We start from the raw sequence: 25,816 nt of genomic DNA, 5'->3' as shown, positions 1-25,816 counted from the left end.
AAAGTAAAAAGGGTTATTGCGGTGTAATAGTGTTGTGAGCGCGAAGCGCTCACAACACTGGTTGATTAACGATAATTCTGATCTTGGATCATGGCTAGTCTTGCGGTTTTGTCCATGCCATATTTGGGATTGCAGAAGCGATTGAGTTGCCCTTCAAAATAATGGCGATTGGCGAGGAGATGCTTGGGGTTAGGATCGTCCAGAGGATAATAAAAGGCGGCGCGTCCTGCCTGAATAACAGCAGAGGTGACGTTATACATCGATCGCTGGAAGCTAACGGCTAACTGGATCAACATATCATCCTCACCGCGACAATGTTGCTTGTAGTAATCGATTAGGTATTGTGGCAAGAAGTGATACATATCCTGATGTAGCAAGGTGGGGGGAATACCTGCGGAGCCAACGGGGAATTTGTCAGCATAGAGAATGCCATAGTGAAATTCATTTTGATCGCTGGGAATTTCATGGGCTTGGGCATTATAGGATTTTGTACCTCGGAAAGGTGAAGTGCGATAGAACACCGCTTCGACATAGGGGAAAGCTGCCTCATAGAGCCATGTAAAGCCTTTGGATTTGGGAACGATATCAATCCATTCACCGCCAATATTGACACGGTGATAAATCGGACGACCCGCGATCGCAAAGATGCCATTCACTAAAAAGTCCATGGCATCGGGTACGCCTTTAAAACCACCCTCATCGTAAATATCGGACATTTCAAAAAACACAGGAGCCATCACTTCCCAAAATAGCCCCAATACAGAGGTCATGGTCGATTGACGACATTGTTCTAAAAATACTTCAGGGAAGAGTTTATATAGCCCCAACATCACGGGGTTATTACGAAAGTAGGCGCGGATGGCGCGATCAGCATTTTGCCGATATTCCTCAGAGTCCATATATGGCTCCAATTCGCCGCCCATATTGCGATGCCAAAACATTGCCCGCATACATTCTTCGGCAAACTCCATATTGATGCGATCGTGATAGAGATGATGGAATATCTTGGGCAACTTTGTTTTTAATTCACCACGCTCCATAAATGCTAATAGCTCATGGTGGGCAGTGCCATAGCCACGCCAAATCCTTAAATCCGCCTCATCTCCTGCATAGTGGTTTAACAAGTCTAGATATTCTTGGGGTAAGAAATATTTAAAGGCGGGTAAGGGTTCTAAAAATACCTGTTCGGCTATGTACAACAAATCTCGCCAGTAGAAATCCATCGGCACGGCATATGCCTTGTATAGCCCAATAATCTGCATCAAGTTTTCGGGCGTATCGGGCAGCATCGAACCACCCGCCTCTAGGCGATGGATCACTTCGGCGTAGGGATGGGTGGAGGGAGGGAGTTGGGTTGGTTTTGATGGGGCGATCGTGGTCATGATTGGTAATTGGTGATTGGTGATTGGTGATTGGCTTTTGGCTATTAGCTATTAGCTATTAGCTTTTGGCTTTTTTTGAATTTATTAGTTAACCGCTAACCGCTAACCGCTAACTGCTAACCGCTAACCGCTAACTGCTAACCGCTAACTGCTAATCGTTAATTTCAGATAATTCAAGCGAAACTTCAGCGAAACTTACAATTTGGTCTGCCATTGGTACGGTGATAGCTTCACTCCAACGGGTTAGCCAGATGGGCTGAATGCCCAGAAAAATGATAATTCCCGTCAAAATTAGGGCGGGTAATTGCTCTAGTCCAGTTACTTTGGGATAGTAGGCGGTGTTGTTGTCGAGTTTGCCGAAGCAGGTGCGATTGAGCAGGATCACGAAATAGACGGCGGTGAGTCCTGAGCCGATAATGGAGAAGATGGTGGGGATGGGGAACTTGGCAAAGCTACCTTGGAATACGAGAAATTCAGCGACAAATCCCACTAATCCAGGAATGCCTGCACTTGCCATGCCTCCCAAAATCAAGAGGGCGCTGGTGGTTGGTAAGCCCCGTAAAGGGTTGAGCAAACCATTGAGAACATCGAGATCCCTTGTGCCGACCTTCTCTTCGATCACGCCAACTAAATAAAATAGCAGCGCTAAGACTAAGCCATGACTGACCATTTGCGTGATGCCCCCAACAAGACTAAGGGGGGTAGCGGCGGCGGCGGCAAGCAGAATGTAGCTCATATGTCCGATAGAGCTATAGGCAACCATGCGTTTGATATCCTTTTGGGCGATCGCTGTCATTGCCCCATAGAGAATGCCTAAGCCCGCCCACAATGCAATCCAAGGAGCTAAGATCGCCCAAGCTTCAGGAAACAGCCCCAAGCAAAAGCGGAATAGTCCGTAAGTTCCAAGTTTGGCAACGATGCCGCCGAGCATCATCACCACTGGGGTGGTGGACTCGACATAGGTATCGGGCAGCCATGTATGGAAGGGAACAAAAGGGGCTTTGATCGTGAAGCCTAGCAATAGCACTAGGAGCAAAGTTATTTGGACATCTATGGGTAAGGAAAGATGTTGCAGGGTGTGATAGTCAAAGTTGGGAATAGGATTGGCAGACAGCCAGCCAAGGGCAAGAATTCCTACTAATACCAAAATGCCAGAGATGGCAGTGAAAATCAAAAATTTAGTGGCGGCATAGCTGCGCTGTGCGCCTCCCCAAACAGCGATCGCCAAATAAAGCGGGATTAGTTCCAATTCATAAAACAGCACAAATAGTAAAGTATTTGTTGCCAAAATTGCGCCATTAACCCCTGCATGAATTAGCAGGATCAAGCTGTAAAAAAGTTGTTGACGCTCTTTGATCTGGCGATCGCCGAAGCAAATTACCAGCCAAGTTAATAGACCATTCAACAGGACTAATGGCAGAGATAAACCATCAATACCAAGGCTATAGTTCAATCCTAAGTTTTCGAGCCAAGGTAAATTTTCTGACAGTTGAAAATCTGGATTATGAATATCAAATTGTGTGAGTAAGCCTAGACTCAGGACTACAACAAGGCTAGATGTAATTATGGCGATATTTTTGGATTGAGGCTTGGGTAACAAGGCGATCGCCAAAGCGCCGATTACGGGTAGCCAGAGGATGGTGCTGAGCATGGTGAATTTGGTAATTGGTAATTGATAATTGGTAATTGGGGATTGGCTTTTAGCTATTGGCTATTAGCTTTTAGCTTTTAGCTTTTTCGGATTTACCAGCTAACCGCTAACCGCTAACCGCTAACTGCTAACCGCTAACCGCTAACTGCTAACCGCTAACCGCTAACTGCTAACCGCTAACCGCTAACTGCTAACCGCTAACTGCTAACCGCTAACTGCTAACCGCTAACTGCTAACCGCTAACTGCTAACCGCTAACTGCTAACCGCTAACCGCTAACCGCTAACCGCTAACCGCTAACCGCAAAAATTAATTATTAAGCAGCAGTAAAACCAATACGCCAATGCCTAAAACTATGGTTAGGGTATATAGCTGCAACTGTCCGAAGGTGCTGTAGCGTAGGTTTTGACCGCTAAATAATGTGGCTAAACCAAAGAAATTGCCCACGCCATCGACAAAGAAGCGATCGAACCAATACATTCTTTGAGAAATGCCATCGACTAAGCCGACAATTGTAACTTTGTAAAGTTTGGGTGTGTAGAAATCATTGGCAAGAAATTTCTGTAAACCTAGCCAAGGTAGCTGGATTGGTTTGACAATTTGAGTATTGAGATAGAGATAGCCACCTGCGGTTAAGCCCAAAACGCTAGAGCCTAGTAAGGTTAATGAGTTTGCGTTGATTAAGTCTCGCCAATCGGTAATTAGCCCTAAAGCATTGAGAATTTGTGGTGTATGTAAGGCAACACCTGCCAAAAGTGTCATGGGCAGGACGATGAGCCAAAGGGGTTCGACGGCGCGAAGGGTCATTTGTTTGGGTTGACCGCCCCAAATTAAGCCGAATACACGCATTAAGCTGAAAGCGATCAGTCCGTTCAGCAGTAACAACAATTCTGCTAAGGCGGGATGCTGTTCCCACAGATGGGAAATTAAACCTGCCATTGCCCAAAATCCTGATAGGGGCGGAAAGCCAATGAGAGCAAACATTCCCACTAGAAAGCATAAGCCTGAAATGGGGCGGCGACTCCATAGACCGCCCATGAGTGTGAGGTCTTGGCTGATGGTGTTGGAAATGATGCTGCCAATGGACATAAGTAGTAAGGCGATCGCGATCGCATGACTAAATATGAGCAGCAAGGCACTTTGGGTTTCGCCAGTACCAACTGCTATAAAGATGATGCCCATAAAGGCGCTGGTGAGATAGGATAGCGCTCTCTTGACATCGATCTGGGCGATTGAGATTAAAACTGTACCGAGGGCTGTGGCTGCTCCCACGGCGATCGCCACCTGTTGAGTAACTGGTGATAGGGCAATCAGAGGATAAATTTTTACTAATATCCAAGCGCCTGTGGCAACTACCACCGAGTTACGGATAACAGTGCTAGGTAATGGTCCTTCCATCGCTTCATCTAGCCATAGGTGCAGTGGAAATTGAGCGCATTTGCCCATTGGTCCCACTAATAGCGCCAATGTCACAAGAGCGATCGCCGTGGGATTGGTGACATTAATATCGGTATTGCTTGCCCATACCGCTAGTTCTGAGAAATTCCAAGTGCCAGCGAGGGGCAGTATTCCCACCACGCCGACGAGTAGGAACAAGTCGCCGACCCGTTTGGTTAAAAATGCGTCTCGCGCCCCTGTCACCACTAAGGATTGGTTGTACCACATCCCCACTAACAAGTAAGTGCCAAGGGTGAGGATTTCTAAAATCATGTAGCTAAAAAATAGGGAGTCGCACAAAACTAAGGCACACATCCCTGCTTCAAACAGAGCAAGCAAAGCAAAAAATCTGCCCCAACCCCAATCCATTTCCATATAGCCAACGGCATAAATTTGGGCGAGGAGATTTAAGCCTGTAATTAAGGCGATCGCGCCAACGGATAGCGCCGATATTTGCAGATCGAAACTAAATTTCAGACCGCCAACCTCTAACCAAGGGAAGGAAATAGATGAGACTGGCTGCGACCAAACTACAGTCAAAGCGGCGATCGCATGAATAAAGGAGATCAGGGTCATCAAAATGTTGATGTAGCCTGCTGGTCTTGGTCCTGTTTTGTGGGTGATGCCAGGAAACCAAATTACCGATAGCATCGCCCCTAAAAGCGAGTAACAAGGAATTAACCAGATTTTGTCCAGCCAGTTGTTTATCATTTTAAATCTATTGGTTTTTAAATAATCATAGTTAATATTCTATGATTATTGCAAAGATTTATCTAAATGAAAACATTAATAACCATAGAGAATATCTATGGTTATTATAGATTTTTCTCGATTACTCAAAGCTTAGCCACACCATGCTCTTAAGGAAATTAGCGGAAACTAGCCAAAAATAAACCACCGATGCAGGTCATACTAATTGCCCACATTGGCGATCGCAGCCAAGGCAAGTTCACAATATAAAAGAAGCTAAACAAAACCCTCGCGGCTAAAAATGCCAAGACATAGAGAGTAGTTTGCTCAGAAGCGACATCAGTAACATAGGCAGTGAGGGCGGCGGCGGCAAATAGCCCAAATACTTCAAAGGAATTTTGGTGCGCCCATGTTGCGCGTTTGGCATAGTCGGGCAGGCGATCAAACATTGCTCTGGGGGCATTCATGTCAAAGCCCACGCTCACCCGCGCAAAGGCAACCACCATATAGGGCAGATAAACTAATCCTGCGGCGATCGCCACACCATAGATCAAGATTTGCGATGGACTAAGGGGTAAGTTCATATGTTGACAACAAAAGTTAATAAAAATTAACTTTACAGCGCTTTGGGCTGAATTAAAACCCAAAAGGACTTTCGATAGGACAGCTAAGCGGTCTTATCGAAAGCCTCTTTAACCCTTAGTTTCGTAAATCCGCGATCGCACTCAAGGCAACATTAGCGATCGCCTGATCCGTGGCTTTGGGCAGATGGTAATACTTACCACCCCCTACGGCGGCGAGTTCCTTGGCAAAACCTGTGGATACAAATTTATTTTCCGTGTCGATTACCAAAAGCCCCAATTTCAGGGCACGAATTTTGCGACAAATATCGATTAATTCGCCCTTAATGTCGGGCTTATTATCTGGATCGATAGGTTCACCCTGCGATCGCGCCAGTGGCACATTGCCGCGCCCATCGGTAATCGCCACAATCGTCACCGAGCCAACATCCCCTGACTGCTGTGCGTTCAAACCAACCCGCACCGCTTGGGTCAGCCCATGAGCTAAGGGCGAACCACCACCACAGGGCATCGTATCCAAACGCCGCCTTGCCGCCTCAATAGAACGGGTGGGCGGTAACAGCACATCGGCTTTTTCACCACGAAAGGGAATCAACGAGATCTGGTCACGGTTTTGATAGCTATCCGTCAGCATTTTTAAAGCCGCCCCTTTTGCCGACTGCATCCGATTCAGCGCCATCGAGCCAGAAGCATCCACTAGAAAAATCGTCAACGCCCCAGCCTTACGCGCCAGTTTCTTGGCTCTAATGTCAATATTCTCCACGATGACCTTACGGTGGGGCTGACGCAAGCGGCGTGACTTTTGATAGGGAGCCGAAGCGCGAAGGGTGGCATCAACGGCAATGCGATCGCTCTTGCCTTGGGGCAGAATAGGCTTGATATAGCGCCCCCGCTCTTGGGAATAGATCAAACTGCGCGTACCCGATCGCCCTTGCTTTTGCATCGATTGCGCGAAAAAGAGAACTTCAGGATCGAGAATCACGCCTTCAGGATCGAAAATAAACTCTTCAGGAATTTCGGGCGATTCATCTTCCTGTTGTTCCTGATCTTGATCCTGCTCCTCTTGGTCTTCCTGTTGTTCCTGCTCCCCTTCATTCTGATTTTGGGGTGGTGGCGGTGGCGCTTGCTGCTGCTGTTCAGGGGCTTGCTGTTGCTCTGGCGAAAGAGGCGATCGCGGTACAATTACCAATTCCACCGCTTGACGCAAATCATCAGCATTTACCTGTGTCCGACTCTCCAATGCCGCCGCCGCCTTAGCAACCCGCAACGCAAACAACTCGGCACGATGTCCCTGCACACCACCACGCACTGCTTCCGCCACTAGATATTGAATCTGCGCCCGCGAAATCGTTACATCCCGCAGCCATTCACGCGCCAAGAGAATCTGTGTCCGCAAGTCTTCAATATCCGTATCGTAACCACTTAAAAACGCTTCAGGGGAACTGGCATAATCCAATACCATATCCACCGCTTCCACACGCTGATCGAGGGATAGAACTCCATCCGCCGAAAGATTAATAGCAATGCGATCCATCAAATGCTGACTAAGCGCACCTTCCTCTGGGTTATAAGTGGCAATTAACAAAGGCTGACAGGGATGCTGATAGCTAATCCCTTCTCTTTCTACTTGGTTATAGCCCGTAGAGAGAACTGATAGCAACAAATTAGAAATCTGCGGATCTAATAAATTAATCTCATCAATATAGAGAACGCCTCGATGCGCCTCTGCCAAAAGCCCTGGCTGGAAAACGGTCTGCCCTTCTTTTACAGAACGAGTCACATCCACTGAACCAATCAAGCGATCTTCGGTAATTCCCAAAGGAATTTGAATGAATGGCGCAGGAATTACTTTCGTCACTACTTCGCTATGATCTTTCCCCCGCATCGCCTTGACCAGCGCATCATCCCAAGTATCGGGCTGCGTGGGATCGCAATTACTGATGGACTCAACGGCGATCTCAATGGGAGGCAAGAGGGCATGAATACCCCGCGCCAGCACAGACTTGGCAGTACCGCGTCTCCCTGCAAGGGCAATGCCGCCGATCGCAGGATCGATCGCGGCAAGCAACAGGGCCGTTTTAATCGCCTCTTGTCCCACGACTGCGGCTAGGGGAAAGGCGATCGGTGTAAAGATATTTGGAGTTGATGGGGCTAAAGGAGGAGAAGATACCATGCGATCGGGTTACAGGTTAAAAAAAATATAAAAGTTTTAAGAAGTGAAATTTTAAGCTTCCTTCCAATTATAGCGTTTAGTAGTCTAAGCTAAGATTGAGATCTGGCGCACTCAATTAAAAATATAAGCAGTCATGGCAAAAACAACATGGGATAATCTGGTGTTTGAGTCACCATACTTAGCTGTGGTGACAGCAAAGCAATTGTTGCAAGAGGGACAGATGACTGAAGCCTACAGCCTTTTGGAGAGTTTAGAGGAGTCAATGGGGCGATCGGAAAGAAGGGGTGTAAGCAGTCAGTTAACTCGGTTGATGCTGCACGTCATCAAGTGGAAATGTCAACCTGAAAAACCTAGTGCCAGTTGCGTAATTTCAATTCGTTCAGCGCGGCGTGAGATTGCAGAAAGTCAGCGAGAGATGCCAAGTCTGAATAGAGATTTTTTTAATTCGATTTGGGATAAGTGCTTTGCGGCGGCGAAACAGGATGCTAGGGATGAGATGGGCAAGAAAGCCGAAATCACGGCGCTAAGTTGGGATGAGGTTTTTAAACAAAAATATACAATTTGGGAAGATGATGATTTTTCTGATTAGTTGTCGATTACTAGTTTTTGGAAAGTCTGATAGAGCCAAGTAAAATCATGATAATTTTAATCACTAACTATTTCGTCAGGTATTATTGAGGTGGCTCAACTATGTAGAGGTAAACAAACGATACCATGTTATCCCCCGCACTCGCCCCAGTGAAGGATGAGTGGAATTTTCTTGAGGTTTGGATCGATCCAATGTAGTCGCCACCTTATCTATTAATGCTGATGGGCGATCGCAGGGGTGTATGTCGTGTTTGCGATCCTGTGGAAAATTATAAGGTTGTTCTGACTAGCCAAAACTATGAAGAAGCGCAATTATGGTTATTAGAAGATGAGTTTGAGCCAATCAACGGAAGGCTATCACTTGCAAAAGTTTTAGAGGGCTTATAATCACCTACTATCCCGATTGAAACATTAATTAGAATATAAACATGGCAATTATTGATATATATTCCAAGAGAAAAAAAGCTGCTGAACTTAGTGATCAAGCAGAAATTTATCAATACACAAGTTTACCAATTCAATTTCGGCGGCAGGTAATATATATCTGGGAAGATGCTATAGGAACTTATGGGTCAAAGAATATCTACGCTGATATTAAGTTTAAAGGAAGACCAGTAGAACCACATGTTAACTGGATATGGCAATCAATCTATAAATCATTAGCTAAAGAACTGGGACTACCTGAGAGTTCAACACCAAATGAGGAGTGTATGACTTTCTTTCTCGATCCTAATACACATACAGATAATCTTCTTGATGTAATTGAGCTAACTTGTCTACATATTGAAAGAGGTGTACCAAAGCTACCAGAAAGAGAAATAACTGGATTTGGTATATCGCAAAAACCTACTGATGCTATTAATGAATTAAATCATCGGTTTCGTGAGCATGGAATTGGATATCAGTACGACAATGGTCAGATTATTCGTGTTGATTCGTATTTTATTCATGCTGAGGCTGTCATCCCAGCACTCACTCTAATTTCTGATGAAGGTTTTATTGGAGCTGAGCAAGAGTTCCGAAGCGCTCATAAATATTATCGAAATCAAGAATATGAAGCATCAATTGTTGAAGCCCTGAAAGCCTTTGAAAGCACAATGAAAACTATTTGCGACAAATTTAGTTGGGCTTATGACAAAACTGCCACTGCTTCAAAACTTATAGAAATTATCCTAAAAAGAGAAGAACTTGTACCTAGTTATCTACAAAACCATTTTTCAGGTTTAAGGCAAGTCCTTGAAGCTGGAGTTCCTACTGTTCGTAATAAAGAAGCTGGTCATGGTCAAGGTACTGAAATTAGAGGTGTGCCTGAATATTTAGCTTCTTACATATTGCATCTTACTGCTTCAAATATAGTTTTTCTCGTAGAAGCATATAAAGCTAAATGTAGAGAGAGAGAATAGTCGGTAGCTGCACACACTTACCTGAATACTCCAATCCTTGCAATGGTGTATCGCAATTAGTCGAAATGATGTTGAAAATGGGCGATCGCTATTCCTAATGCTGACTGAGCCATGCCTAAGTCGAGTGAATAATCCTTTTATGTTGACTCTGCTTGGGGAACTTACGGGGGAAGAAAAGCTTAGTAATTTACAGTCAGTTTGATAGATTTCACTGATCCGACCACAGCCGCAAGGGGAAAGCTGTAACAATGCAGATCCCTACAAAATTGTAAGCGGATCGACATCAATGGAAACGCGCACCTGTTTTGTGGCGGCATCGATTAGGGAACCGACTAGCATTTTTAGTTCTTCCAGATCTGGCACATCGACAAGCATACTGGGCATAAACTTGAGGAGGACTTGCCAACGATAGCGATTTGACACCTTGGCGATCGCCGCAGGTACTGCCCCCAATACATCCCAGTCATGCTCAAGTTGCCGCAAATATTCTGCCAAACCATGCGCCGCCAATTCCACAGCTTCAGGATTTTCACTACTGAGATGAATTAAGACCATTTGTCCCATCGGTGGATAGCGCAAAGCCTCACGCATTTCCAGTTCCATTTGCATAAATTCATCAAGGCGATATTGCTGCACTGCTTGAATGGCAGGATGTTCGGGGGTGTAGGTTTGGATGATTACATGACCTAATTCATCGCCACGCCCAGCCCGTCCTGCCACCTGCAATAGGGTTTGAGCAGCCCGTTCGCCAGCGCGATAATCAGAGAAATTGAGCAGCCCATCGGCAGACACCACGCCCACCAAGGTGACTTGGGGAATATCCAATCCCTTTGTAAGCATTTGCGTTCCCACTAATAAATCCGCTTCTCCCGCCCGAAATTGGTCGATCAATAACCGATGTTGATCCTTGTTGCGGGTACTGTCGCTATCAAAGCGAATTAGGCGAATATTGGGAAATAACTTGACTAATTCCTGTTCTACTTTTTGTGTGCCACTACCAAAATATTTGAAATATCTGGAGCCGCATTGGGGGCAGTTTTGCGGTTGCATTTCTGTGTGGTTGCAATAGTGGCAGCGTAGATGAGCGCTCTTGGGTTGGTGGGCAGTGGGAATAAGAGGATCGTGATAGGAGAGAGAAACATCACAGTGTGGACATTCGGCAACATAGCCACAGGCACGACAGGAAACAAAGGTGCTGTAGCCGCGCCGATGAATGAAGAGAATGCCCTGCTGTTTTTTGTCTAACATTGCGGCGATCGCCTCTTGCAAATTGCGACTAAAAATTGAATAGTTACCATCCTTAAGTTCCATTCGCATATCGACAATTTCAATGGGTGGCATCGGTCTGTTGCCAATGCGATCGGGCAGTTCTAAATAAATGACCGAATTTTCTTTTTGGGCATAGATCATCTCTGCTGATGGGGTTGCCGAACCTAACACAAGGGGGATTTGTTCCAACTGCGATCGCCATTGGGCAACCGTCCGCGCATGGTAACAGGGTTGGGGCTGATCCTGCTTAAAACTAGAATCATGCTCTTCATCCATCACGATCAAGCCCAAATTGGGTAATGGCGCAAATATCGCCGATCGCGTCCCGATTGCCACCTGTGCCTCTGGGGTCAACATCAAGCGCCATGTATCAAAGCGCTCCCCTTCTGACAGTTGGCTATGGTAGACATTTACCTTGGCATCGCCAAATCTGGCACGAAAGCGATCGGTTAATTGGGGGGTTAAACCAATTTCAGGAACTAGGACTAGAGCCGACTTACCCATTTCCAACACAGAGGCGATCGCTTGCAAATATACTTCGGTTTTGCCAGAGCCTGTGACCCCATGCAGCAATAGTTGAGCAGATTGTCCTTCGGCGATCGCCTGCAAAATTCTCTGCAAAGCTAGATCTTGATGCTCAGTAAGCATCTTGGGGCGATCGCGCAGCACTTGATGACTTTTGCCCCCTAGCCGCAGTAATTCCCTTTTAGAAATAGAAACATAGCCCTTATTGGCTAACCCCTGAATTACGGAAGTTGAAGCTTGAGCAAGTTTCGCCAATTCTGCTTTCAGGCATTCTCCTCCCTGATATTGCAATATTTTCAATACTTCCATTTGCTTAGGCGTGAACTTTTGATCGCCATAAGCCAATTGATTTAGTGTCACCACATCTTCATATTTAGGTTGCGGACGCTGCGGCAGTTCTAAAACCGTTTCAACCCATCCCCGCTGTTGTAAATCCCTTAGTCCAGCCCCTGCATATTTGCCTAGTTTTTGATAAATATAACGGCGGCTAATTCCTTTAGATTTAGTCCGATGTTCTTGGAAGAAATCCCAAACAATTTGTGCGGCTTTGGGCAATTTGGGAATATTCTTACGATCTGACTTTGGATCTGAATCTATAGATCCGTGATCGCCATTTTCAAGTTCATCTTCCCAATTGATTAAACTAAACTGCTCCCCATGCCCAAGTAAACCATCTGCTGCTAATTTATCCTGCGGTTCCTCTTGTGCAGGTAGAGGTAATATTTCTATCTCCTTAACCTTGATCCGATAATGGGATTGATCTAATAACTTCGGCGGCAAAGCCGTTTTCACAGTTTGCATCAAGGGCGTGCGATAATATTCAGCAGTGCGAGTTAATAATTCCCAATAGGCTTTGGGGAATATGCCCGAACTAATCACCGCGGTAACGGATTTGATTTCTATATCCCTTGTCGCAATTTTTGAAGTATCCGTAATTTGCAGCGCGATCGCTCCCACTTGGCGATCGCCCACAGGCACACTCAAAATATCCCCCACCGCCACTTCCATTTCATCAGCAATGCGATAGGTCAATAAATCATTAATACCAATACAATCAACAATTACATTCACAAAACGTTGGGAATGGCGATCGCAAATTGGCGGTGAATCTATTAATTTCATATTTTAGAAAGGTAATATCAACTGTCTTGCTCGGCTCTTTCTAATAATATCCTTACGCCTTAAATCAGGACTTTTGCTATTAATTACCTTCCCTTCTCTCACGATTTCGATCAGTTGGTCTTCTCGCAGTTGTCTAATATATTGCTCGTAGTGAGATTTTCTAGCGGGATTCAATTCCATTGTTTTTTCACTTGCCTCTCGAAAAGTAATACCATCTGGATGACTTTCTAATATTCTTCCTAAATCTCGATCAAGTAATTCAATACATTCTTGATCTTTAGATTTCTCAAACTTAAGCCTCATCTGGTTTCTTTCGTAATAATCTACCGTTCTAAATCCGAAGCCATAGACATTAAAAAAATATTCATAGCCTAGTGTATTTTCTTCCCAGAAACTATCTTTCATTACTTCTAGTGCAGTAAGATTTTTGGATAAGTGGAGAAGATAATATAAAACTCTGGTATCGCCTTTAGGAACAGCAGCAAAGCTAAAAACATATTTTGCCTTGCCTTTTTCTCTAAATAATCTCATGGATTCCTGTCTTAAATACAATTGAACTGATGAGCTTGTCAACTTAGAATTACGAGCCTCTTGATAATAGCCGTCAGCTTCTAAGACATCTTCAAATCCACGTTTTAAACTATCTTCCCTCCCTGCAATAAACCTAATTATGTAATCAATCATGAAAGTGTACAATATCTCTGATTTCTTCATATCCGTTATCTTTCTGATGCTCTGCATAGATACATCAGTCCATCCTTGAGGATCAAGCAAAAAGAAAGAATGCCCCTTTCTTTGCTCTGCTGTAAAGACACAATAATTGATATTTTTTTCAAATTCTCCACAAATGAATTCGTAATTAAATTCACAATCTTTAGGTTGAGAAAGTTCATCAAGCCCTGATTTTGGCATTACATAGTTTTTCAAGCAATCAATATGATCTTGTTTATCATCTATAAAAATAAATTTAACGTTAATGGGATATTCCCGTTTTGCTTTTTTAAATCCTTCCTGAACAGCTTTAATAAGCCTAACTGGGGAACCCAACCATTCCTTATTTTCACTTTCGTCATCTTTATATATTCCCCCACCAGAAAATCCATCGATAAAAGTAAATGTATCAACACCACGTCTTCCTTTGCCATAAAGAGTGCATATCAAATCCTCTACATACTTCTCTATAATCAAATGCTTAGCTTTCGTATGTGGATCAATTGTTGGAATATGACTTCCATCAGCAGACCATAGCAACTTACTCATAGCTTAGAATTGTTAACTTATAAGGACTTGGATAAATTACACAAGAATCACGGCTTTAACTTTTGATGGAACTGGCTGCTTGGCGATTACTTGTTTTTCCCTAATAGACATAAGTGAAAGCCTAGCAAGATGCTGTTCCCATGCAATGGGCATCTCTTGCCAAGTTTCACCATTAAGTATTTTTCCGCCTGATTTTGGTGTTAAGCCACCCCATTGCTTGAAAAAGAAAGCAACATTTTTGTGTTGACATTGCTGCAAAATATCTTCAACCCACTCTTTCTCAATTGGTCTATGGTTCCGTCCAGACTCACCGCCCACGATTACCCAATCAATATTAGTTAAGTCTAGTTTTAAAGATCCTAGCAATGGTTCACAAGACAAAAACTTTACCGCAGCAGGAATATTTCTTAAAGAATTTACACGATCAACATATCTTTGGCTCTCAACTGATACTCCCATCCAGATATTCGGCGACCACGTTAGCTTATCTGCAATTTGTTCAAGTCTTTCATGGCGTTTAGTCAAAATCTGGTAAATGTGTTGTGGAGTTTCTTGCATAACCTTAAAGACCCTATGCAAAAATTCTAGAGGAACGTCATCATGAAAGAGATCGCTCATTGAATTTACAAAAATTCGGCTAGGCTTTCGCCAATGTCTAGGCTGATCAATGCGATCTTCATGCAGAGTTAGGTTGAACCCATTCGGAAAGTTATGAGTAAATCTTTCTGTAATCGCCTCAGCGTAACAATACTTGCACCCAGCACTGACCTTATCACAGCCAGTGGTCGGGTTCCAAGTCTTGTCCGTCCACTCAATTCCAGTATTTGCACTTGACATAATAATTAGTTTAACTTTATTTAGCCCAAAAGCATAGATTTATGTACGAATATTCTTTGACTTCGATAACAAAAAGTGAAATAACCCATTTTTTAAACTAGGGGCATCCCCAGCATATAGCTGCCACAAAATCTGGGGCGATCGCCAATTCATGCTCAATTAATTTTAATTGCCACTCACCAATTTGCAATGTATGACAATCACCCTTTAACAACACTGCAACATCTACATTTAAAATATTGGCGATGCCCTGACCTGTTGCCTTTGCGTAAGCCTCCTTTAATGTCCAAGCTTTAAAAAAAGTCTGTTGTTGTACATAGCGATCGCCCGCGCCCATAATTAATGCCTGTTCCGCTTCGGCAAAATAACGTTTGGCAATTTTGATTACATCGCGCCCGCGATCCACATATTCCAGATCGATGCCCACCGCATAGTCATTGCTAATTACATAAATTGCTAAATCTTGGGAATGTGCCAAATTAAAATATACACTGTGATTCTGCACAAATGGTTTACCGCGATCGCCATAGCCAAACTGAATATCTTCAGGCTCGCAGTCTAGCCATTCCCCCAAAATCTCCCGCAGATTGCCCCTAGCCGCCACGAAATTTTGTCGCGCTGAGTGATGCCGCAACCGATCAGCGCGATCGCGTTCGTCAAGGGATAACAACATCCTTAGGCGATCATATTCATCGATATTGATATTTAATTGGGCTTGAGTAAAGTATAAATTGGGTAAACGGGTTAAATTATTTAGCAAAGCAACTGAGAAAAAATCTAGGAAAATTTATGAATTTGCCCCTCGTTATTGGCGCATTACTAGTTTCAATACTATTGCTATGGTGGCTCATGAGCGTCATCAAAGCCAGCTTTAAAACCGCATTTTTGATCGTTGCTGTGATTTTTACAGTTCAAGTATTGACGGGCGTGGGGCCACAGCAAATTTTTGAGCAAATCAGCAAATGGACAACCGCCTTTTTTACCAATCTAGGACAGTGGTTTCAATCATGGGGCGGTCGCGTCAAGGTTGACCCAAAGCTCGAATCTGATCCCAAAAAACAATCCTTAATTTGGATGCTTTACATAGCCCAAATCATGCTGAGTGCCTAGCAAAAGGGTTCGCAATGCGAACCCTTTTATGCTGACTAGCCCCCAGCAACCGCAGGCACAATACTCACCTCATCGCCATCCTTGAGGGTAGTGCTTGCTCCCTCAAGAAAGCGAATGTCTTCGCTATTGACATAAAAATTTACAAAGCGGCGAAGATGACCCGCTTCATCGCAAATGCGCGACTTAATACCATTAAACTTAACTTCCAGCGAATCAATCACTTCGTTCACCGAAGCGGCTTCACACTCAACGAGCGCTTGGTTATCGGTAAATTTCTGAAGAGCCGTAGGAATTAGAACTTTAACTGCCATATGTTTTTTGATTAATTTTGTTAGATTTTGATTCTGCCATATTCACGGTCAGTCCTGTACAAGTAGCAACTTTTAGACATCTTGGCAAAATGCCGCCAAACCTTGCTATCTTCTGACTTTACCCGCAAAGCCTGATGCTTTGAACTGCTTGAGATCTAGCGGTTCGGGTTGATCCGCAGGGATCGCCACGATAAGCTGAAATTCACTTTTACCTGGGGGGAGCTCATCGACAGAACCCAGTCTGGTGCGTTCTGGCATTGCATCATTGCCATTAGCATCATAGATTCTACCAAAAATATCGGCATTGTAAACAGGCTTGCCAGATACATTATTTGCCATACCTTTAATGACATAGCAATTAGCGGACATGACACCGCCGCCAATCACCATGTTTTTGCCAATATCACCTTCACAGGGAATATAGGTTAAATCCGAAAGCTTTATTTGTACGGTTGCCCAAGCGGGGGCGCTGAAAGCAAATATGCTCAGACTAATTGGTAAACAAATAAGTAAAGATAGACAGGCTATTTGCAGCGATCGCCATAAACTTGCAACGGGTTTAGTTTTACTAAGCTGATCTGGATGCTGAATTCGATAATTTGCGATCGTCATATAAATACCCTTAGAGTGGTAGAATTCATCTTAGCTCTTGAAGGAGGTCTATTTTTAATGCAATTTTCCCTACTAATCGCAACATTACCTGAAGCCTACAGATTTTTTGATCCATTGGTGGATGTTCTTCCTGTTATTCCCGTATTTTTCTTGCTTCTTGCCTTCGTATGGCAAGCGGCTGTTGGTTTTAAGTAATTTTAAATAAATTTTCTTGCAGAAGATTAATATCATCATCTGCATTATAAATTTACAAAATTTACAAATTTAATTAACCAAACTGTTTGACCCGTTTATTAAAAAAAGATAAGAAACGCCAAAGAATCGGGGCAACTACGTTGCCCCGATTCTTTTGTCGGGATATTGGTAGGACGAAGATCTACCAATATCTATTAGATCGCCATTAGCTCGAAATTTTTAGCGTTATTTGAACTATGGAAACTATTGGCAATTGGGTTAACAAGTTCTTAATGTTTAACTTGTTTTTAGTATTTTTCTTTTTTGCTTGGTTTGTGGCAGCTTTGGCTGGCGACAGTATGCACCTAAATTTGGGGCTAGCGCTATGGCGGCAACTGTGGCAACCCATGATCCAGCCTGTGCTAGGCATCGTGATGGCAGGGGCGATCGCCAGTGGCATAATTGCAAAAATCAGGCAAAAGCTAGATAAAAACTAAATGCAGCCTACTGAGGCTATAAGCAGTACAGAACTTGAAAATGGCGCTTCGCGCCATTTTCAAAAATATTGCTGGATTATTAAGGAAGCGCAAAGCGTTGTAACCAAATTGTGCAATTAATCAATGTAAACGCCGCGATACTTGATTTTTTGCTTTAATTTTCGCGTTGTTTCTTGGCTTGGCAGCTTTGGCTCGGAAGCTGGTATATTTTGTGGCTTGTTTTCGCTTTCGATACTGACACCACGATACTTAATAACAGTTTTGGACTCTGCATTGTCAATACCCTGTTGTTGCGTTAGGTCTGAGTTGGTAAGTAACTCATCGGGGTTATAGCGCATTCCTCGATATTGCATCGTCTCAACATCTAGCTCATCGTTGTCTAAATAACTCTCCGTTGCGGTGACTCTATTTTTAGATTGAGGCAAATTTTGCAGTTGCAAAGACTGGGGCGGCGTATAAAGTTTGCGTAGTACTTTAAAACAAAAGAAGGGCAGGGCAATGGCGAGCGCTAAGGATACTAGTAGTGCATCTAGATCCGTAAGGATGCTGTATATTGGCTCGACGTGGGTAGTCGATGCCCAAATGTAAATGGCTGAGTACGCAGCAATAATGCTCGCAACCTGTAATGTGCGATAGAAAAAAGATTTTTTCATGTTTTAACAAATAGGGGCTGTCGCGCACCCATCTTGTGCTTTAAAACCCCTTGCTGGGTTTATTTTTTAACCCATAAAAGCATGACAGTCATCTTGGGGCTGTGGTGGCTTTTATGATTCGGCATTACTAACATAACGCTTATCGCTAGTGACGATCGCTACATTCGTTACGATTTTTGACAATTGGGGAAAAAGACTGCCAAGGTAAATCGCTGCTGCCATGCCAAATTAAATCACTAATAATTTGTGCCGTAACTGGAGCCATCATTATCCCATTGCGATAATGCCCTGTTGCCAGCAAGACTTGGGGCTGGGTTGATAAAAAGCCTAAAATCGGCGCTTTTGCCGCCTGTGGTCTGGGGCGATCGCCTGCCCATGTTGCTATAACTTCCGCCTTTGCAAAAGCTGGACACCATGCCCTAGCCACCTCTAACAACAGCGTCACATTTTCGGGATCGGGTAGGGGCGATCTCTCAAACTCCACCGTTGCCCCTAGCCAATAGTGATCGTTACCTAGCGGCACAATATTAAAATCATTGAGAGTCGCAGTACCAGCATCAGGATTTTCGGCATGGATCACCGCGCTCAAATTAAGATCGGGAACTCGTACCCGCAATGCTTGCCCACCCACAGGCTGCAAGAGATCGCCGCTTGGCGCATCAGCATTAACAGTTTTTTGCAGAAAATCGGCAACTAGGGCATTTGCGCCCATGCCTGAGGCAATCACGGTTACATCGGCTGCTGTGGCGCGATCGCCCATTATTAGGGCTTCTAAATCTAAAATCGGCGTTTGCCAATGGAACTGCACCCCATTCTGAGCCGCCGCCGCCACCAGCGCCTGAACTAGCTGCACAGGATGCACCGCCCGATCGCATGGACTAAATAATGCACCATCCCCTAGGCATTGCGGGAAATCTGCCAAAACCTGCGATCGCTCTAACCATTGCAAGTCAAATCCTTGGCTTTGGCGAATTTCAACTAGCGATCGCATCTTGTTAATTACAGGCGAGCGATACAAATTTAAAATGCCTAACCGATTGTAAAGAATTGGCAAATTGGTTTGAGCAATTAATTCATCAATCAAGCGATCATACATCTGCAAACTCGCCAACCGCAGACTTACCAAATCGCCCCTTGCCTTAGAGCTACAGGCAGCCATCAGCACCCCCAAAGCTGCCCCCGTTGCCCCCATCGCAGGCGCAGGATTTGCTTCAAAAACCTTAATACTCGCGTTGCATTTTGTCTCCTGACAGGTTTTGCTGAGTTGGTAGGCGATCGCTGCGCCAATCACGCCGCAACCAATGATATTTATATTTTGCATTCCTTACGCACTTTACGGATAGTGATAGAATACCCACTACATGGGCATTATAGCTTCATGCTTGTACTCATACCCTGCGACTAAAGCCGTGATTACGCTTAACCTGCTGCATCCTATTGAGGCAACCCCAATTCAAACTTGGAAATTTGACTCTGAATCAACAATCAGAATTGGCAGATCGGGAGACAATGATGTGATCCTCTACAGTTCCGTTGTTTCCCGCTACCATGTAGAACTGCACCGTCAGCCGTTGGGTTGGGAATTAGTCAATCTCGGCGCAAATGGTACTTACATAGATGATCAACAGATTGACAAAGAAAGAGTGCGCGATCGCATGACTATTCGCCTTGCCACCACAGGACCAAGGCTGCAAATTATTCTAGATGCCTCAGAGTCAATGACCCCTTCTGGACGTGAATCTGCTGCACAGCCCAAAACAACTAAATCTGCTGATGGTCGATCCACAATCATGTCGCGGCGTTAAACCGCTAGACAATATCAATATATTGAGATATTGAGACATATTGAGACGCAATTTCTGGATCAAATTTGATGTAGTATTATTCATCTGTCATAAATTTGACATAAAATTAAGCCCATGCAGCTTTGCCAAAATCTCGCCAAAACTTGGCAACGATATGGTATGATCTGCGATCGCTGATATCGTTTGCAATAAATTCGCCCTTTAGATCAGCATCGGTCTGGGCATACTCAATCTAGGCATAATTTAATAATGAAGGTTACTTTAGAGAAACTTCCCGCTAGTCAAATTGGTTTTGATATTCAAGTTGAAGGGGCTAAGTCTCAAGCAATATACGATCGCATCGTTAAAGATCTAACCCGTACCATTCAAGTACCTGGTTTTCGCAAGGGCAAAGCCCCAAAACAGCTAGTCCTGAGGCAGGTTGGCACAGATCGCATCAGGGTAAATGTACTTGAAGAATTAATTGAAAAAGCCCTCGAAGAAGCCCTTAAAGAGAATAAGGAAGTTCAAGAAAAAGCATTAGGCAATTTTGAGCTAGTTTCTGACTTGACTGAATTGGTAGTGGGTTTTGTCCCTGGACAAGAAATTTCCTTTAAGGCAGCGATCGATGTTGATCCTGAAGTGACACTCCCTAGACACAAAGGTTTCACTGTCCACGCCGAAGAGATCAAACCAGACTTTGCCAAGGTTGACAGCACATTGCACAGTTTTCAGGTACGTAAGTCCACCCTCGTACCTGTAGAAGATCGCCCTATCCAAGTCGATGACGTGGCGACAATTGATCTCAAAGTAATTGATCTTGAGACAGGTGAACCCATAGAAGATGCAGGGGAAGAAGACTTTCAACTAGATGTTAATGAAAAAGCCTTTATTCCTGAAGTGGTTAGAGCCATCATTGGCGCAAATCTTGACCAAGTGATCGAGCTAGAATCCACTTTTCCTGAAGAATATTATCCTGAAGAATATGTTGGTAAACCAATTCGCTATGTAATTACGATCAAAACCATCAAAGGGCGTGAGTTACCTGCCCTTGACGATGAGTTTGCCCAATCTATTAGCGACAAGCAAACGATCGCTGAACTCAGGGAATTATTAGAAACGCAAGTAATTGAAGAGGCGGAGTCAAAAACCAAGTCCAACCAACAAAATGCCGTGCTTAATGCGATTACGGCTGAAATTGAATTTGATATCCCCAAAACCCTCATCCAGCAAGAGCTGGACTTTTTGGTGCGTCAGCAAGTAAATTTTCTAGAGCAGCAGGTTGATCCAACGATGCTCAAGCAACTTTTCACCAAAGAGTTGGTTGAAGAAATGCGCCGCCTCAGCTACCCCGAAGCCATCACTCGCATTAAGCGTAAAATAGCCCTTGATGAAATCATCAAGCGGGAAGGTTTGCAGGTCGATCAAGTGCAGTTAAAAGAAAAGGTTGACAATGCCATGGAATATTTTAGGGAGCAGGGGCAAAGTCAAACTATTGATCGCAAAAAATTAATCGCGGTGGTCACTGAAGAAATTTTGACTGAGAATGCCCTTGATTGGCTTGTGGAAAATTCAGAAATTGAGCTAGTAGCTGAAGGCTCCCTTGCTGAAAAGGCTCAGCCCCCCCAAATTTCTGAGACTGAAGTTGCTCCTGATGGCACTGTCACCATTGAAGCAACTGCTTCGGACGCTGAATAATAAAAGAGGGATGCAGAGCATCCCTCTTTTATTACTTGGTGCTACTGACAAAAATGTTTAAAATCCTGATTTAAAATCAAAATCTAAAGTCCTCATCAGACAATATCTATACCCTATAAATTTTAATTTAAAAGCCCTGTAGCGCGGGCATCCTGCTTGCTGCTTTTGAGGGAGATTGATCAATCAATCAGGGGTGCTACCGTAGGAAAAGCTATAATAAATCCTATGAGGTATGGTGAAAATCTAATAAACCTGCCTAAAATAATGCGTTAAACCAATAATAAATTCAAACATCAATCCAAAAAGAATGTCCTCTCTGTATAGTCAAAACAGCCAGATTTCCAGCCAAATTAGGCCTAGTCAATACGCGATCGCCTCAGTCCAACACCAACAACAGATCCAAAATCAAGTTGTACCGATGGTGATTGAGCAGTCGGGAAAGGGTGAGCGAGCATTTGATATTTTTTCGCGCTTACTGCGGGAACGGATTGTATTTTTGGGTTCTCAGGTAGATGACACCAGTGCTAACTTGATCATGTCGCAGCTTTTATTTTTAGAAGCTGAAGATCCCGAAAAAGATATTTACCTTTACATCAATTCCCCTGGTGGCTCTGTCTATGCAGGGATGGCGATCCTCGACACAATGAACCATGTCCGCCCAGATATTTGCACAATTTGCATGGGATTAGCGGCTAGTATGGGGGCATTTTTGTTGGCATCAGGGGCAAAGGGCAAGCGGATGTCTCTCCCCAATTCACGGATTATGATCCATCAACCCCTTGGCGGCGCTCAAGGACAGGCGGTTGACATTGAGATTCAGGCAAGGGAAATTTTATACATCAAGCGATCGCTGAATGAGATGCTTGCTGCCAGCACAGGTCAGCCTTTAGATAAAATTGAGCAAGACACTGAGCGTGATTTCTTCATGTCTCCCGCAGAAGCATTGGAATATGGTTTAATTGACCAAGTTTTAGCTAATGCCAATAGTCCCCAAACCTCTCCTCTCGCCCTCGTTTAGCTCCGCGTAACCAACCCATTGAGATAGCAGCTTATGCCCAGTAAATATGACTCTCATCTTAAATGCTCTTTTTGTGGTAAATCACAGGAACAGGTACGCAAGCTAATCGCAGGGCCTGGGGTATACATTTGTGATGAGTGTGTGGATTTATGTAATGAAATCCTTGACGAAGAGTTGTTTAACAGCGCTCCGCCGCAAGCTGTACAGCGCAAAGATAATGCCAATGAAAAGCGCAAAACAAAAACTGCGGCAAATCTCAACCTCAACCAAATCCCCAAGCCCCGCGACATCAAGCGCTATCTTGATGAGAATGTGGTTGGGCAGGATGAAGCAAAAAAAGTCCTGTCTGTGGCGGTCTATAACCATTACAAGCGGCTCAGCTTTTTAGAATCCAATGGTAAGGGGCTGTCAGAAGATGGCATTGAGTTACAAAAATCCAATATTCTCCTAATTGGTCCAACGGGTTGCGGTAAGACCCTCTTAGCGCAAACTCTGGCGGAAATGCTCGATGTGCCTTTTGCGGTGGCAGATGCAACCACCCTCACCGAGGCGGGCTATGTGGGCGAGGATGTGGAAAATATTCTCCTGCGACTCTTGCAGGTGGCGGACTTGGATGTGGAAGAGGCGCAACGCGGGATCATCTACATTGATGAAATCGATAAAATTGCCCGCAAGAGCGAGAATACATCGATTACCCGTGATGTGTCGGGAGAGGGCGTGCAGCAAGCTTTGCTAAAAATGTTGGAAGGGACGATCGCTAATGTGCCGCCGCAGGGTGGACGTAAGCATCCTTACCAAGACTGTATTCAGATCGATACGAAAAATATCTTATTTATCTGCGGCGGCGCGTTTGGGGGCTTGGAAAAGTCTATCGAACAACGCATTGGCAAAAAATCGATGGGATTTGTGCAGCAGGGGGAAGCAATGCCGCGAGAGAAGCGCACCTCCGAAACCCTCAAAAATGTGCAGCCCGATGATCTAGTTAAGTTTGGCATGATTCCCGAATTTATTGGGCGTGTACCTGTTACCGCCGTGCTTGATCCCCTTGATGAGCCAGCTTTGATTGCGATCCTGACTGAGCCGCGCAGTGCATTGATCAAGCAGTACAAGAAGTTGCTAAAAATGGACAATGTGCAGCTTGAGTTTCAAGTCGATGCGATTCAGGCGATCGCCAAGGAAGCCTATCGCCGCAAAACGGGGGCAAGGGCTTTACGCGGCATTGTTGAGCATTTGATGTTAGATATGATGTATGAGTTACCCTCCCGTAAGGATGTCACAAAGTGCTTAATTACCCGCGATATGGTGGAAAAATTATCCACAGCCGAGATATTACAGCACCCTGCTTCGATCCCTAAGCCTGAATCGGCGTAGTTTTTAGCTCTTGGGTTTGAAAATATTTTCTTGAGAAAATACCCAAATGCCATGTCCAAGAATAGTTATGCCCCAAATTACAGCTACCCAAACTGACCATATCCACAATTTATCAGTAATGGATTGGATAAACCACATACAGGTGCTGCAAGCTGAATAGATGGCAAGGTGCAGATAAAAGTTGACTCTGCGCTCTAGGCTTTGGTATTCAGGATCATTAGGATCGGGCGGTTTCGACAGCTTGGGCATAGGTGGCGGTGGGAAAATTAATGTTACAAAAATTTATTATTTCACAGCAAAAGCCAAAATGACTACGCCATTTTGGCTTTTGCCATTAGTGGTAACTTTCGCTCTATGTGACGATGCGTTTAAGGCGAGACTTTGATAGATTCTTTGCAGTTGCTTAGTAATTTCGGGAAATGGACACTTGGGAAAGTTTTAAGATGGCAGGCAAAACCCTTGCCGCCAATCGATTGCGTAGCACATTGACGATGCTTGGTATTATTATCGGCAATGCCTCTGTAATTTTGATGGTGGGGGTGGGGCAGGGCGCACAGAAATATGCTTCGCAGCAATTTCAATCCCTTGGTACGGATGTAATTTTTGTGATTACGGGGACAGATAATGCAAGGCGTAATGTGATTGCACCGCCCAATCGCCTTGTGTTGGCTGATGCCGATGCGATCGCCGAACAAGTCCCCACAGTCCGCAGTGTTGCACCGCAAATCAATGGCTCTGAGTTGGCGATCGCTGGCAATAATACCAAACGGGCAACCCTGATCGGTACAACCGACAGCTATGCGATCGTGCGGAATGCTGAGGTTGGCTCTGGCCGATTTTTGAGCAATGATGACATCAAGCGCAATGCGCGGGTGGTAACTTTGGGGGCAGCGATCGCTAAGGAACTATTTCCCCAAGGCAACCCCATCGGGCAACTAATCCGCATTCGTGGCACTAGTTACGAAGTGATCGGTCTCATGTCAGAGAAAGGTGCATTTTTGGGAACCAACCAAGATGACACTATTTTTATGCCCATCACCACCATGACTAATCAACTAACGGGACGCACCTCTCCCTATGGCGTTGCCATCCAAGTGATTAATGTATCCGCCACTAGTAACGACAATGTTGATGCCGCGCAGTTTCAAATCGCTAATCTATTGCGATTGCGTCACCGTAGCACTGATATGAATGCGGAGGATACCTTCACCATTCGCACCCAGCAAGATGCGTTAGAAATTGTGGGCAATATCACTGGGGCGCTAACAATTTTATTGGCGGCGATCGCTGGCATTTCCCTGTTAGTTGGCGGCATCGGCATTATGAATATCATGCTCGTATCTGTCACCGAACGCACCCAAGAAATCGGACTCCGCAAAGCGATCGGCGCATCCCCCAGTGACATTCTCACCCAATTCACGATCGAAGCGGTGATCCTGTCACTCCTAGGCGGCGCGATCGGCACAGGTATCGGCATCAGTGGGGTTTTACTTTTATCCGTTGTCACCCCCTTACAAGCAGGCATATCCATCGGCGCGATCGCCCTAGCCGTGGGCGTATCAGGGGGTATCGGTCTATTTTTTGGTATTTTCCCCGCTCGCCAAGCCGCCAGACTCGATCCGATCGTGGCTTTGAGAAGCATTTAGATATTATGGTCAGCGCTTCGCGCTG

26 protein-coding genes are annotated in these 25,816 nt (G+C 44.6%); 12 read left to right on the top strand and 14 right to left on the bottom strand.

Annotation, left to right across the window (positions count from 1 at the left end):
- Nucleotides 1-65: 65 nt before the first annotated feature.
- The 5 genes from H6F44_RS01330 to bchD form a co-directional block, all read right to left on the bottom strand.
- The gene (locus tag H6F44_RS01330) at nucleotides 66-1,382 is read right to left on the bottom strand and encodes a CO2 hydration protein (protein WP_190349112.1); all 1,317 of its coding nucleotides are present in this window, start codon (nucleotides 1,380-1,382) and stop codon (nucleotides 66-68) included.
- A gap of 151 nt (nucleotides 1,383-1,533) precedes the next feature.
- Nucleotides 1,534-3,033 (bottom strand): NADH-quinone oxidoreductase subunit M, encoded by a 1,500-nt coding sequence (locus H6F44_RS01325; RefSeq protein ID WP_190349111.1) that lies wholly within the window; start codon nucleotides 3,031-3,033, stop codon nucleotides 1,534-1,536.
- A gap of 308 nt (nucleotides 3,034-3,341) precedes the next feature.
- Complete coding sequence (locus tag H6F44_RS01320) at nucleotides 3,342-5,180, bottom strand: NAD(P)H-quinone oxidoreductase subunit F (RefSeq protein WP_190349110.1); 1,839 nt, start codon at nucleotides 5,178-5,180, stop codon at nucleotides 3,342-3,344.
- Between the two features lie 158 nt (nucleotides 5,181-5,338).
- Nucleotides 5,339-5,743, bottom strand: a complete 405-nt coding sequence (locus tag H6F44_RS01315; protein WP_190349109.1) for an MAPEG family protein — start codon at nucleotides 5,741-5,743, stop codon at nucleotides 5,339-5,341.
- Nucleotides 5,744-5,858: 115 nt separating this feature from the next.
- Nucleotides 5,859-7,913, bottom strand: coding sequence for a magnesium chelatase ATPase subunit D (gene bchD, locus H6F44_RS01310; protein WP_190349108.1), 2,055 nt, complete (start codon nucleotides 7,911-7,913; stop codon nucleotides 5,859-5,861).
- A 133-nt stretch (nucleotides 7,914-8,046) separates the two neighbouring features.
- Between bchD and H6F44_RS01305 the strand changes: the two genes are divergently transcribed.
- From H6F44_RS01305 to H6F44_RS01290, 4 genes are all read left to right on the top strand, one after another.
- Complete coding sequence (locus H6F44_RS01305) at nucleotides 8,047-8,502, top strand: DUF29 domain-containing protein (protein WP_190349107.1); 456 nt, start codon at nucleotides 8,047-8,049, stop codon at nucleotides 8,500-8,502.
- A gap of 221 nt (nucleotides 8,503-8,723) precedes the next feature.
- Entirely contained in the window at nucleotides 8,724-8,888 is a 165-nt protein-coding gene (locus tag H6F44_RS23030) for a hypothetical protein (RefSeq protein WP_242016385.1), read from the top strand.
- A gap of 41 nt (nucleotides 8,889-8,929) precedes the next feature.
- Nucleotides 8,930-9,904, top strand: a complete 975-nt coding sequence (locus tag H6F44_RS01295; protein WP_190349106.1) for an STM4504/CBY_0614 family protein — start codon at nucleotides 8,930-8,932, stop codon at nucleotides 9,902-9,904.
- A 37-nt stretch (nucleotides 9,905-9,941) separates the two neighbouring features.
- On the top strand, nucleotides 9,942-10,106 hold the full coding sequence (locus H6F44_RS01290; protein WP_190349105.1) for a hypothetical protein: 165 nt from the start codon (nucleotides 9,942-9,944) through the stop codon (nucleotides 10,104-10,106).
- 56 nt (nucleotides 10,107-10,162) lie between these two features.
- On the opposite strand, the gene priA is transcribed toward H6F44_RS01290, so the two are convergent.
- The 4 genes from priA to H6F44_RS01270 form a co-directional block, all read right to left on the bottom strand.
- On the bottom strand, nucleotides 10,163-12,820 hold the full coding sequence (priA, locus tag H6F44_RS01285) for a primosomal protein N' (protein ID WP_190349104.1): 2,658 nt from the start codon (nucleotides 12,818-12,820) through the stop codon (nucleotides 10,163-10,165).
- A gap of 3 nt (nucleotides 12,821-12,823) precedes the next feature.
- Nucleotides 12,824-14,080 carry a three-Cys-motif partner protein TcmP gene (gene tcmP, locus H6F44_RS01280; RefSeq protein WP_190349103.1) on the bottom strand — a complete coding sequence of 419 codons (1,257 nt, stop codon included), beginning with the start codon at nucleotides 14,078-14,080 and terminating at the stop codon, nucleotides 12,824-12,826.
- 36 nt (nucleotides 14,081-14,116) lie between these two features.
- Complete coding sequence (locus H6F44_RS01275) at nucleotides 14,117-14,917, bottom strand: DUF5131 family protein (protein WP_190349102.1); 801 nt, start codon at nucleotides 14,915-14,917, stop codon at nucleotides 14,117-14,119.
- 97 nt (nucleotides 14,918-15,014) lie between these two features.
- A complete protein-coding gene (locus H6F44_RS01270; protein ID WP_190349101.1) occupies nucleotides 15,015-15,677 on the bottom strand; it encodes a 4'-phosphopantetheinyl transferase family protein in 663 nt (220 codons plus the stop codon).
- Nucleotides 15,678-15,706: 29 nt separating this feature from the next.
- On the opposite strand from H6F44_RS01270, the gene H6F44_RS01265 reads away from it, so the two are divergent.
- Complete coding sequence (locus H6F44_RS01265; protein WP_190349100.1) at nucleotides 15,707-16,027, top strand: hypothetical protein; 321 nt, start codon at nucleotides 15,707-15,709, stop codon at nucleotides 16,025-16,027.
- 35 nt (nucleotides 16,028-16,062) lie between these two features.
- On the opposite strand, the gene H6F44_RS01260 is transcribed toward H6F44_RS01265, so the two are convergent.
- Complete coding sequence (locus tag H6F44_RS01260) at nucleotides 16,063-16,338, bottom strand: MoaD/ThiS family protein (protein ID WP_190349099.1); 276 nt, start codon at nucleotides 16,336-16,338, stop codon at nucleotides 16,063-16,065.
- A 105-nt stretch (nucleotides 16,339-16,443) separates the two neighbouring features.
- On the bottom strand, nucleotides 16,444-16,950 hold the full coding sequence (locus tag H6F44_RS01255; RefSeq protein ID WP_242016384.1) for a hypothetical protein: 507 nt from the start codon (nucleotides 16,948-16,950) through the stop codon (nucleotides 16,444-16,446).
- Nucleotides 16,951-17,007: 57 nt separating this feature from the next.
- Here H6F44_RS01255 and H6F44_RS01250 point away from each other — a divergent pair, with 57 nt between their 5' ends.
- On the top strand, nucleotides 17,008-17,145 hold the full coding sequence (locus tag H6F44_RS01250) for a photosystem II reaction center protein K (protein ID WP_190349098.1): 138 nt from the start codon (nucleotides 17,008-17,010) through the stop codon (nucleotides 17,143-17,145).
- A 236-nt stretch (nucleotides 17,146-17,381) separates the two neighbouring features.
- Nucleotides 17,382-17,621, top strand: coding sequence for a hypothetical protein (locus H6F44_RS01245; protein WP_190349097.1), 240 nt, complete (start codon nucleotides 17,382-17,384; stop codon nucleotides 17,619-17,621).
- 116 nt (nucleotides 17,622-17,737) lie between these two features.
- On the opposite strand, the gene H6F44_RS01240 is transcribed toward H6F44_RS01245, so the two are convergent.
- Both H6F44_RS01240 and H6F44_RS01235 read right to left on the bottom strand, forming a co-directional pair.
- Nucleotides 17,738-18,274: a DUF4278 domain-containing protein gene (locus tag H6F44_RS01240; RefSeq protein WP_190349096.1), complete on the bottom strand. Its 537-nt coding sequence runs from the start codon at nucleotides 18,272-18,274 to the stop codon at nucleotides 17,738-17,740.
- A 145-nt stretch (nucleotides 18,275-18,419) separates the two neighbouring features.
- Nucleotides 18,420-19,595, bottom strand: a complete 1,176-nt coding sequence (locus H6F44_RS01235; RefSeq protein WP_190349095.1) for an NAD(P)/FAD-dependent oxidoreductase — start codon at nucleotides 19,593-19,595, stop codon at nucleotides 18,420-18,422.
- A gap of 61 nt (nucleotides 19,596-19,656) precedes the next feature.
- On the opposite strand from H6F44_RS01235, the gene H6F44_RS01230 reads away from it, so the two are divergent.
- From H6F44_RS01230 to clpX, 4 genes are all read left to right on the top strand, one after another.
- Nucleotides 19,657-20,079: an FHA domain-containing protein gene (locus H6F44_RS01230; protein WP_242016383.1), complete on the top strand. Its 423-nt coding sequence runs from the start codon at nucleotides 19,657-19,659 to the stop codon at nucleotides 20,077-20,079.
- A gap of 249 nt (nucleotides 20,080-20,328) precedes the next feature.
- Nucleotides 20,329-21,756 (top strand): trigger factor, encoded by a 1,428-nt coding sequence (gene tig / locus H6F44_RS01225; RefSeq protein ID WP_190349094.1) that lies wholly within the window; start codon nucleotides 20,329-20,331, stop codon nucleotides 21,754-21,756.
- 307 nt (nucleotides 21,757-22,063) lie between these two features.
- The gene (gene clpP / locus H6F44_RS01220) at nucleotides 22,064-22,774 is read left to right on the top strand and encodes an ATP-dependent Clp endopeptidase proteolytic subunit ClpP (protein WP_190349093.1); all 711 of its coding nucleotides are present in this window, start codon (nucleotides 22,064-22,066) and stop codon (nucleotides 22,772-22,774) included.
- Between the two features lie 33 nt (nucleotides 22,775-22,807).
- The gene (clpX, locus tag H6F44_RS01215) at nucleotides 22,808-24,145 is read left to right on the top strand and encodes an ATP-dependent protease ATP-binding subunit ClpX (RefSeq protein ID WP_190349092.1); all 1,338 of its coding nucleotides are present in this window, start codon (nucleotides 22,808-22,810) and stop codon (nucleotides 24,143-24,145) included.
- Between the two features lie 3 nt (nucleotides 24,146-24,148).
- Here clpX and H6F44_RS01210 read toward each other — a convergent pair whose 3' ends face one another.
- Nucleotides 24,149-24,394 carry a 2TM domain-containing protein gene (locus H6F44_RS01210; RefSeq protein WP_190349091.1) on the bottom strand — a complete coding sequence of 82 codons (246 nt, stop codon included), beginning with the start codon at nucleotides 24,392-24,394 and terminating at the stop codon, nucleotides 24,149-24,151.
- Nucleotides 24,395-24,564: 170 nt separating this feature from the next.
- On the opposite strand from H6F44_RS01210, the gene H6F44_RS01205 reads away from it, so the two are divergent.
- Nucleotides 24,565-25,791, top strand: a complete 1,227-nt coding sequence (locus H6F44_RS01205) for an ABC transporter permease (RefSeq protein WP_190349090.1) — start codon at nucleotides 24,565-24,567, stop codon at nucleotides 25,789-25,791.
- Nucleotides 25,792-25,816 lie beyond the last annotated feature (25 nt).

It is taken from the genome of Pseudanabaena cinerea FACHB-1277 (assembly GCF_014696345.1).
Lineage (GTDB): Bacteria > Cyanobacteriota > Cyanobacteriia > Pseudanabaenales > Pseudanabaenaceae > Pseudanabaena > Pseudanabaena cinerea.
This window is presented reverse-complemented; position numbering and strand designations above follow the sequence as displayed.

Bases quoted from the DNA above. Each gene is read 5' to 3' on its own strand.
- H6F44_RS01315 (WP_190349109.1), bottom strand. From the start codon at position 5,743: ATGAACTTACCCCTTAGTCCATCGCAAATCTTGATCTATGGTGTGGCG.
- H6F44_RS23030 (WP_242016385.1), top strand. From the start codon at position 8,724: ATGGGCGATCGCAGGGGTGTATGTCGTGTTTGCGATCCTGTGGAAAAT.
- H6F44_RS01250 (WP_190349098.1), top strand. From the start codon at position 17,008: ATGCAATTTTCCCTACTAATCGCAACATTACCTGAAGCCTACAGATTT.
- H6F44_RS01305 (WP_190349107.1), top strand. From the start codon at position 8,047: ATGGCAAAAACAACATGGGATAATCTGGTGTTTGAGTCACCATACTTA.
- clpP (WP_190349093.1), top strand. From the start codon at position 22,064: ATGTCCTCTCTGTATAGTCAAAACAGCCAGATTTCCAGCCAAATTAGG.
- priA (WP_190349104.1), bottom strand. From the start codon at position 12,820: ATGAAATTAATAGATTCACCGCCAATTTGCGATCGCCATTCCCAACGT.
- tig (WP_190349094.1), top strand. From the start codon at position 20,329: ATGAAGGTTACTTTAGAGAAACTTCCCGCTAGTCAAATTGGTTTTGAT.
- tcmP (WP_190349103.1), bottom strand. From the start codon at position 14,080: ATGAGTAAGTTGCTATGGTCTGCTGATGGAAGTCATATTCCAACAATT.
- H6F44_RS01205 (WP_190349090.1), top strand. From the start codon at position 24,565: ATGGACACTTGGGAAAGTTTTAAGATGGCAGGCAAAACCCTTGCCGCC.
- bchD (WP_190349108.1), bottom strand. From the start codon at position 7,913: ATGGTATCTTCTCCTCCTTTAGCCCCATCAACTCCAAATATCTTTACA.
- H6F44_RS01325 (WP_190349111.1), bottom strand. From the start codon at position 3,033: ATGCTCAGCACCATCCTCTGGCTACCCGTAATCGGCGCTTTGGCGATC.
- H6F44_RS01210 (WP_190349091.1), bottom strand. From the start codon at position 24,394: ATGCCCAAGCTGTCGAAACCGCCCGATCCTAATGATCCTGAATACCAA.
- H6F44_RS01260 (WP_190349099.1), bottom strand. From the start codon at position 16,338: ATGGCAGTTAAAGTTCTAATTCCTACGGCTCTTCAGAAATTTACCGAT.
- H6F44_RS01245 (WP_190349097.1), top strand. From the start codon at position 17,382: ATGGAAACTATTGGCAATTGGGTTAACAAGTTCTTAATGTTTAACTTG.
- H6F44_RS01330 (WP_190349112.1), bottom strand. From the start codon at position 1,382: ATGACCACGATCGCCCCATCAAAACCAACCCAACTCCCTCCCTCCACC.
- H6F44_RS01255 (WP_242016384.1), bottom strand. From the start codon at position 16,950: ATGACGATCGCAAATTATCGAATTCAGCATCCAGATCAGCTTAGTAAA.
- H6F44_RS01235 (WP_190349095.1), bottom strand. From the start codon at position 19,595: ATGCAAAATATAAATATCATTGGTTGCGGCGTGATTGGCGCAGCGATC.
- H6F44_RS01265 (WP_190349100.1), top strand. From the start codon at position 15,707: ATGAATTTGCCCCTCGTTATTGGCGCATTACTAGTTTCAATACTATTG.
- H6F44_RS01320 (WP_190349110.1), bottom strand. From the start codon at position 5,180: ATGATAAACAACTGGCTGGACAAAATCTGGTTAATTCCTTGTTACTCG.
- H6F44_RS01295 (WP_190349106.1), top strand. From the start codon at position 8,930: ATGGCAATTATTGATATATATTCCAAGAGAAAAAAAGCTGCTGAACTT.
- H6F44_RS01240 (WP_190349096.1), bottom strand. From the start codon at position 18,274: ATGAAAAAATCTTTTTTCTATCGCACATTACAGGTTGCGAGCATTATT.
- clpX (WP_190349092.1), top strand. From the start codon at position 22,808: ATGCCCAGTAAATATGACTCTCATCTTAAATGCTCTTTTTGTGGTAAA.
- H6F44_RS01275 (WP_190349102.1), bottom strand. From the start codon at position 14,917: ATGTCAAGTGCAAATACTGGAATTGAGTGGACGGACAAGACTTGGAAC.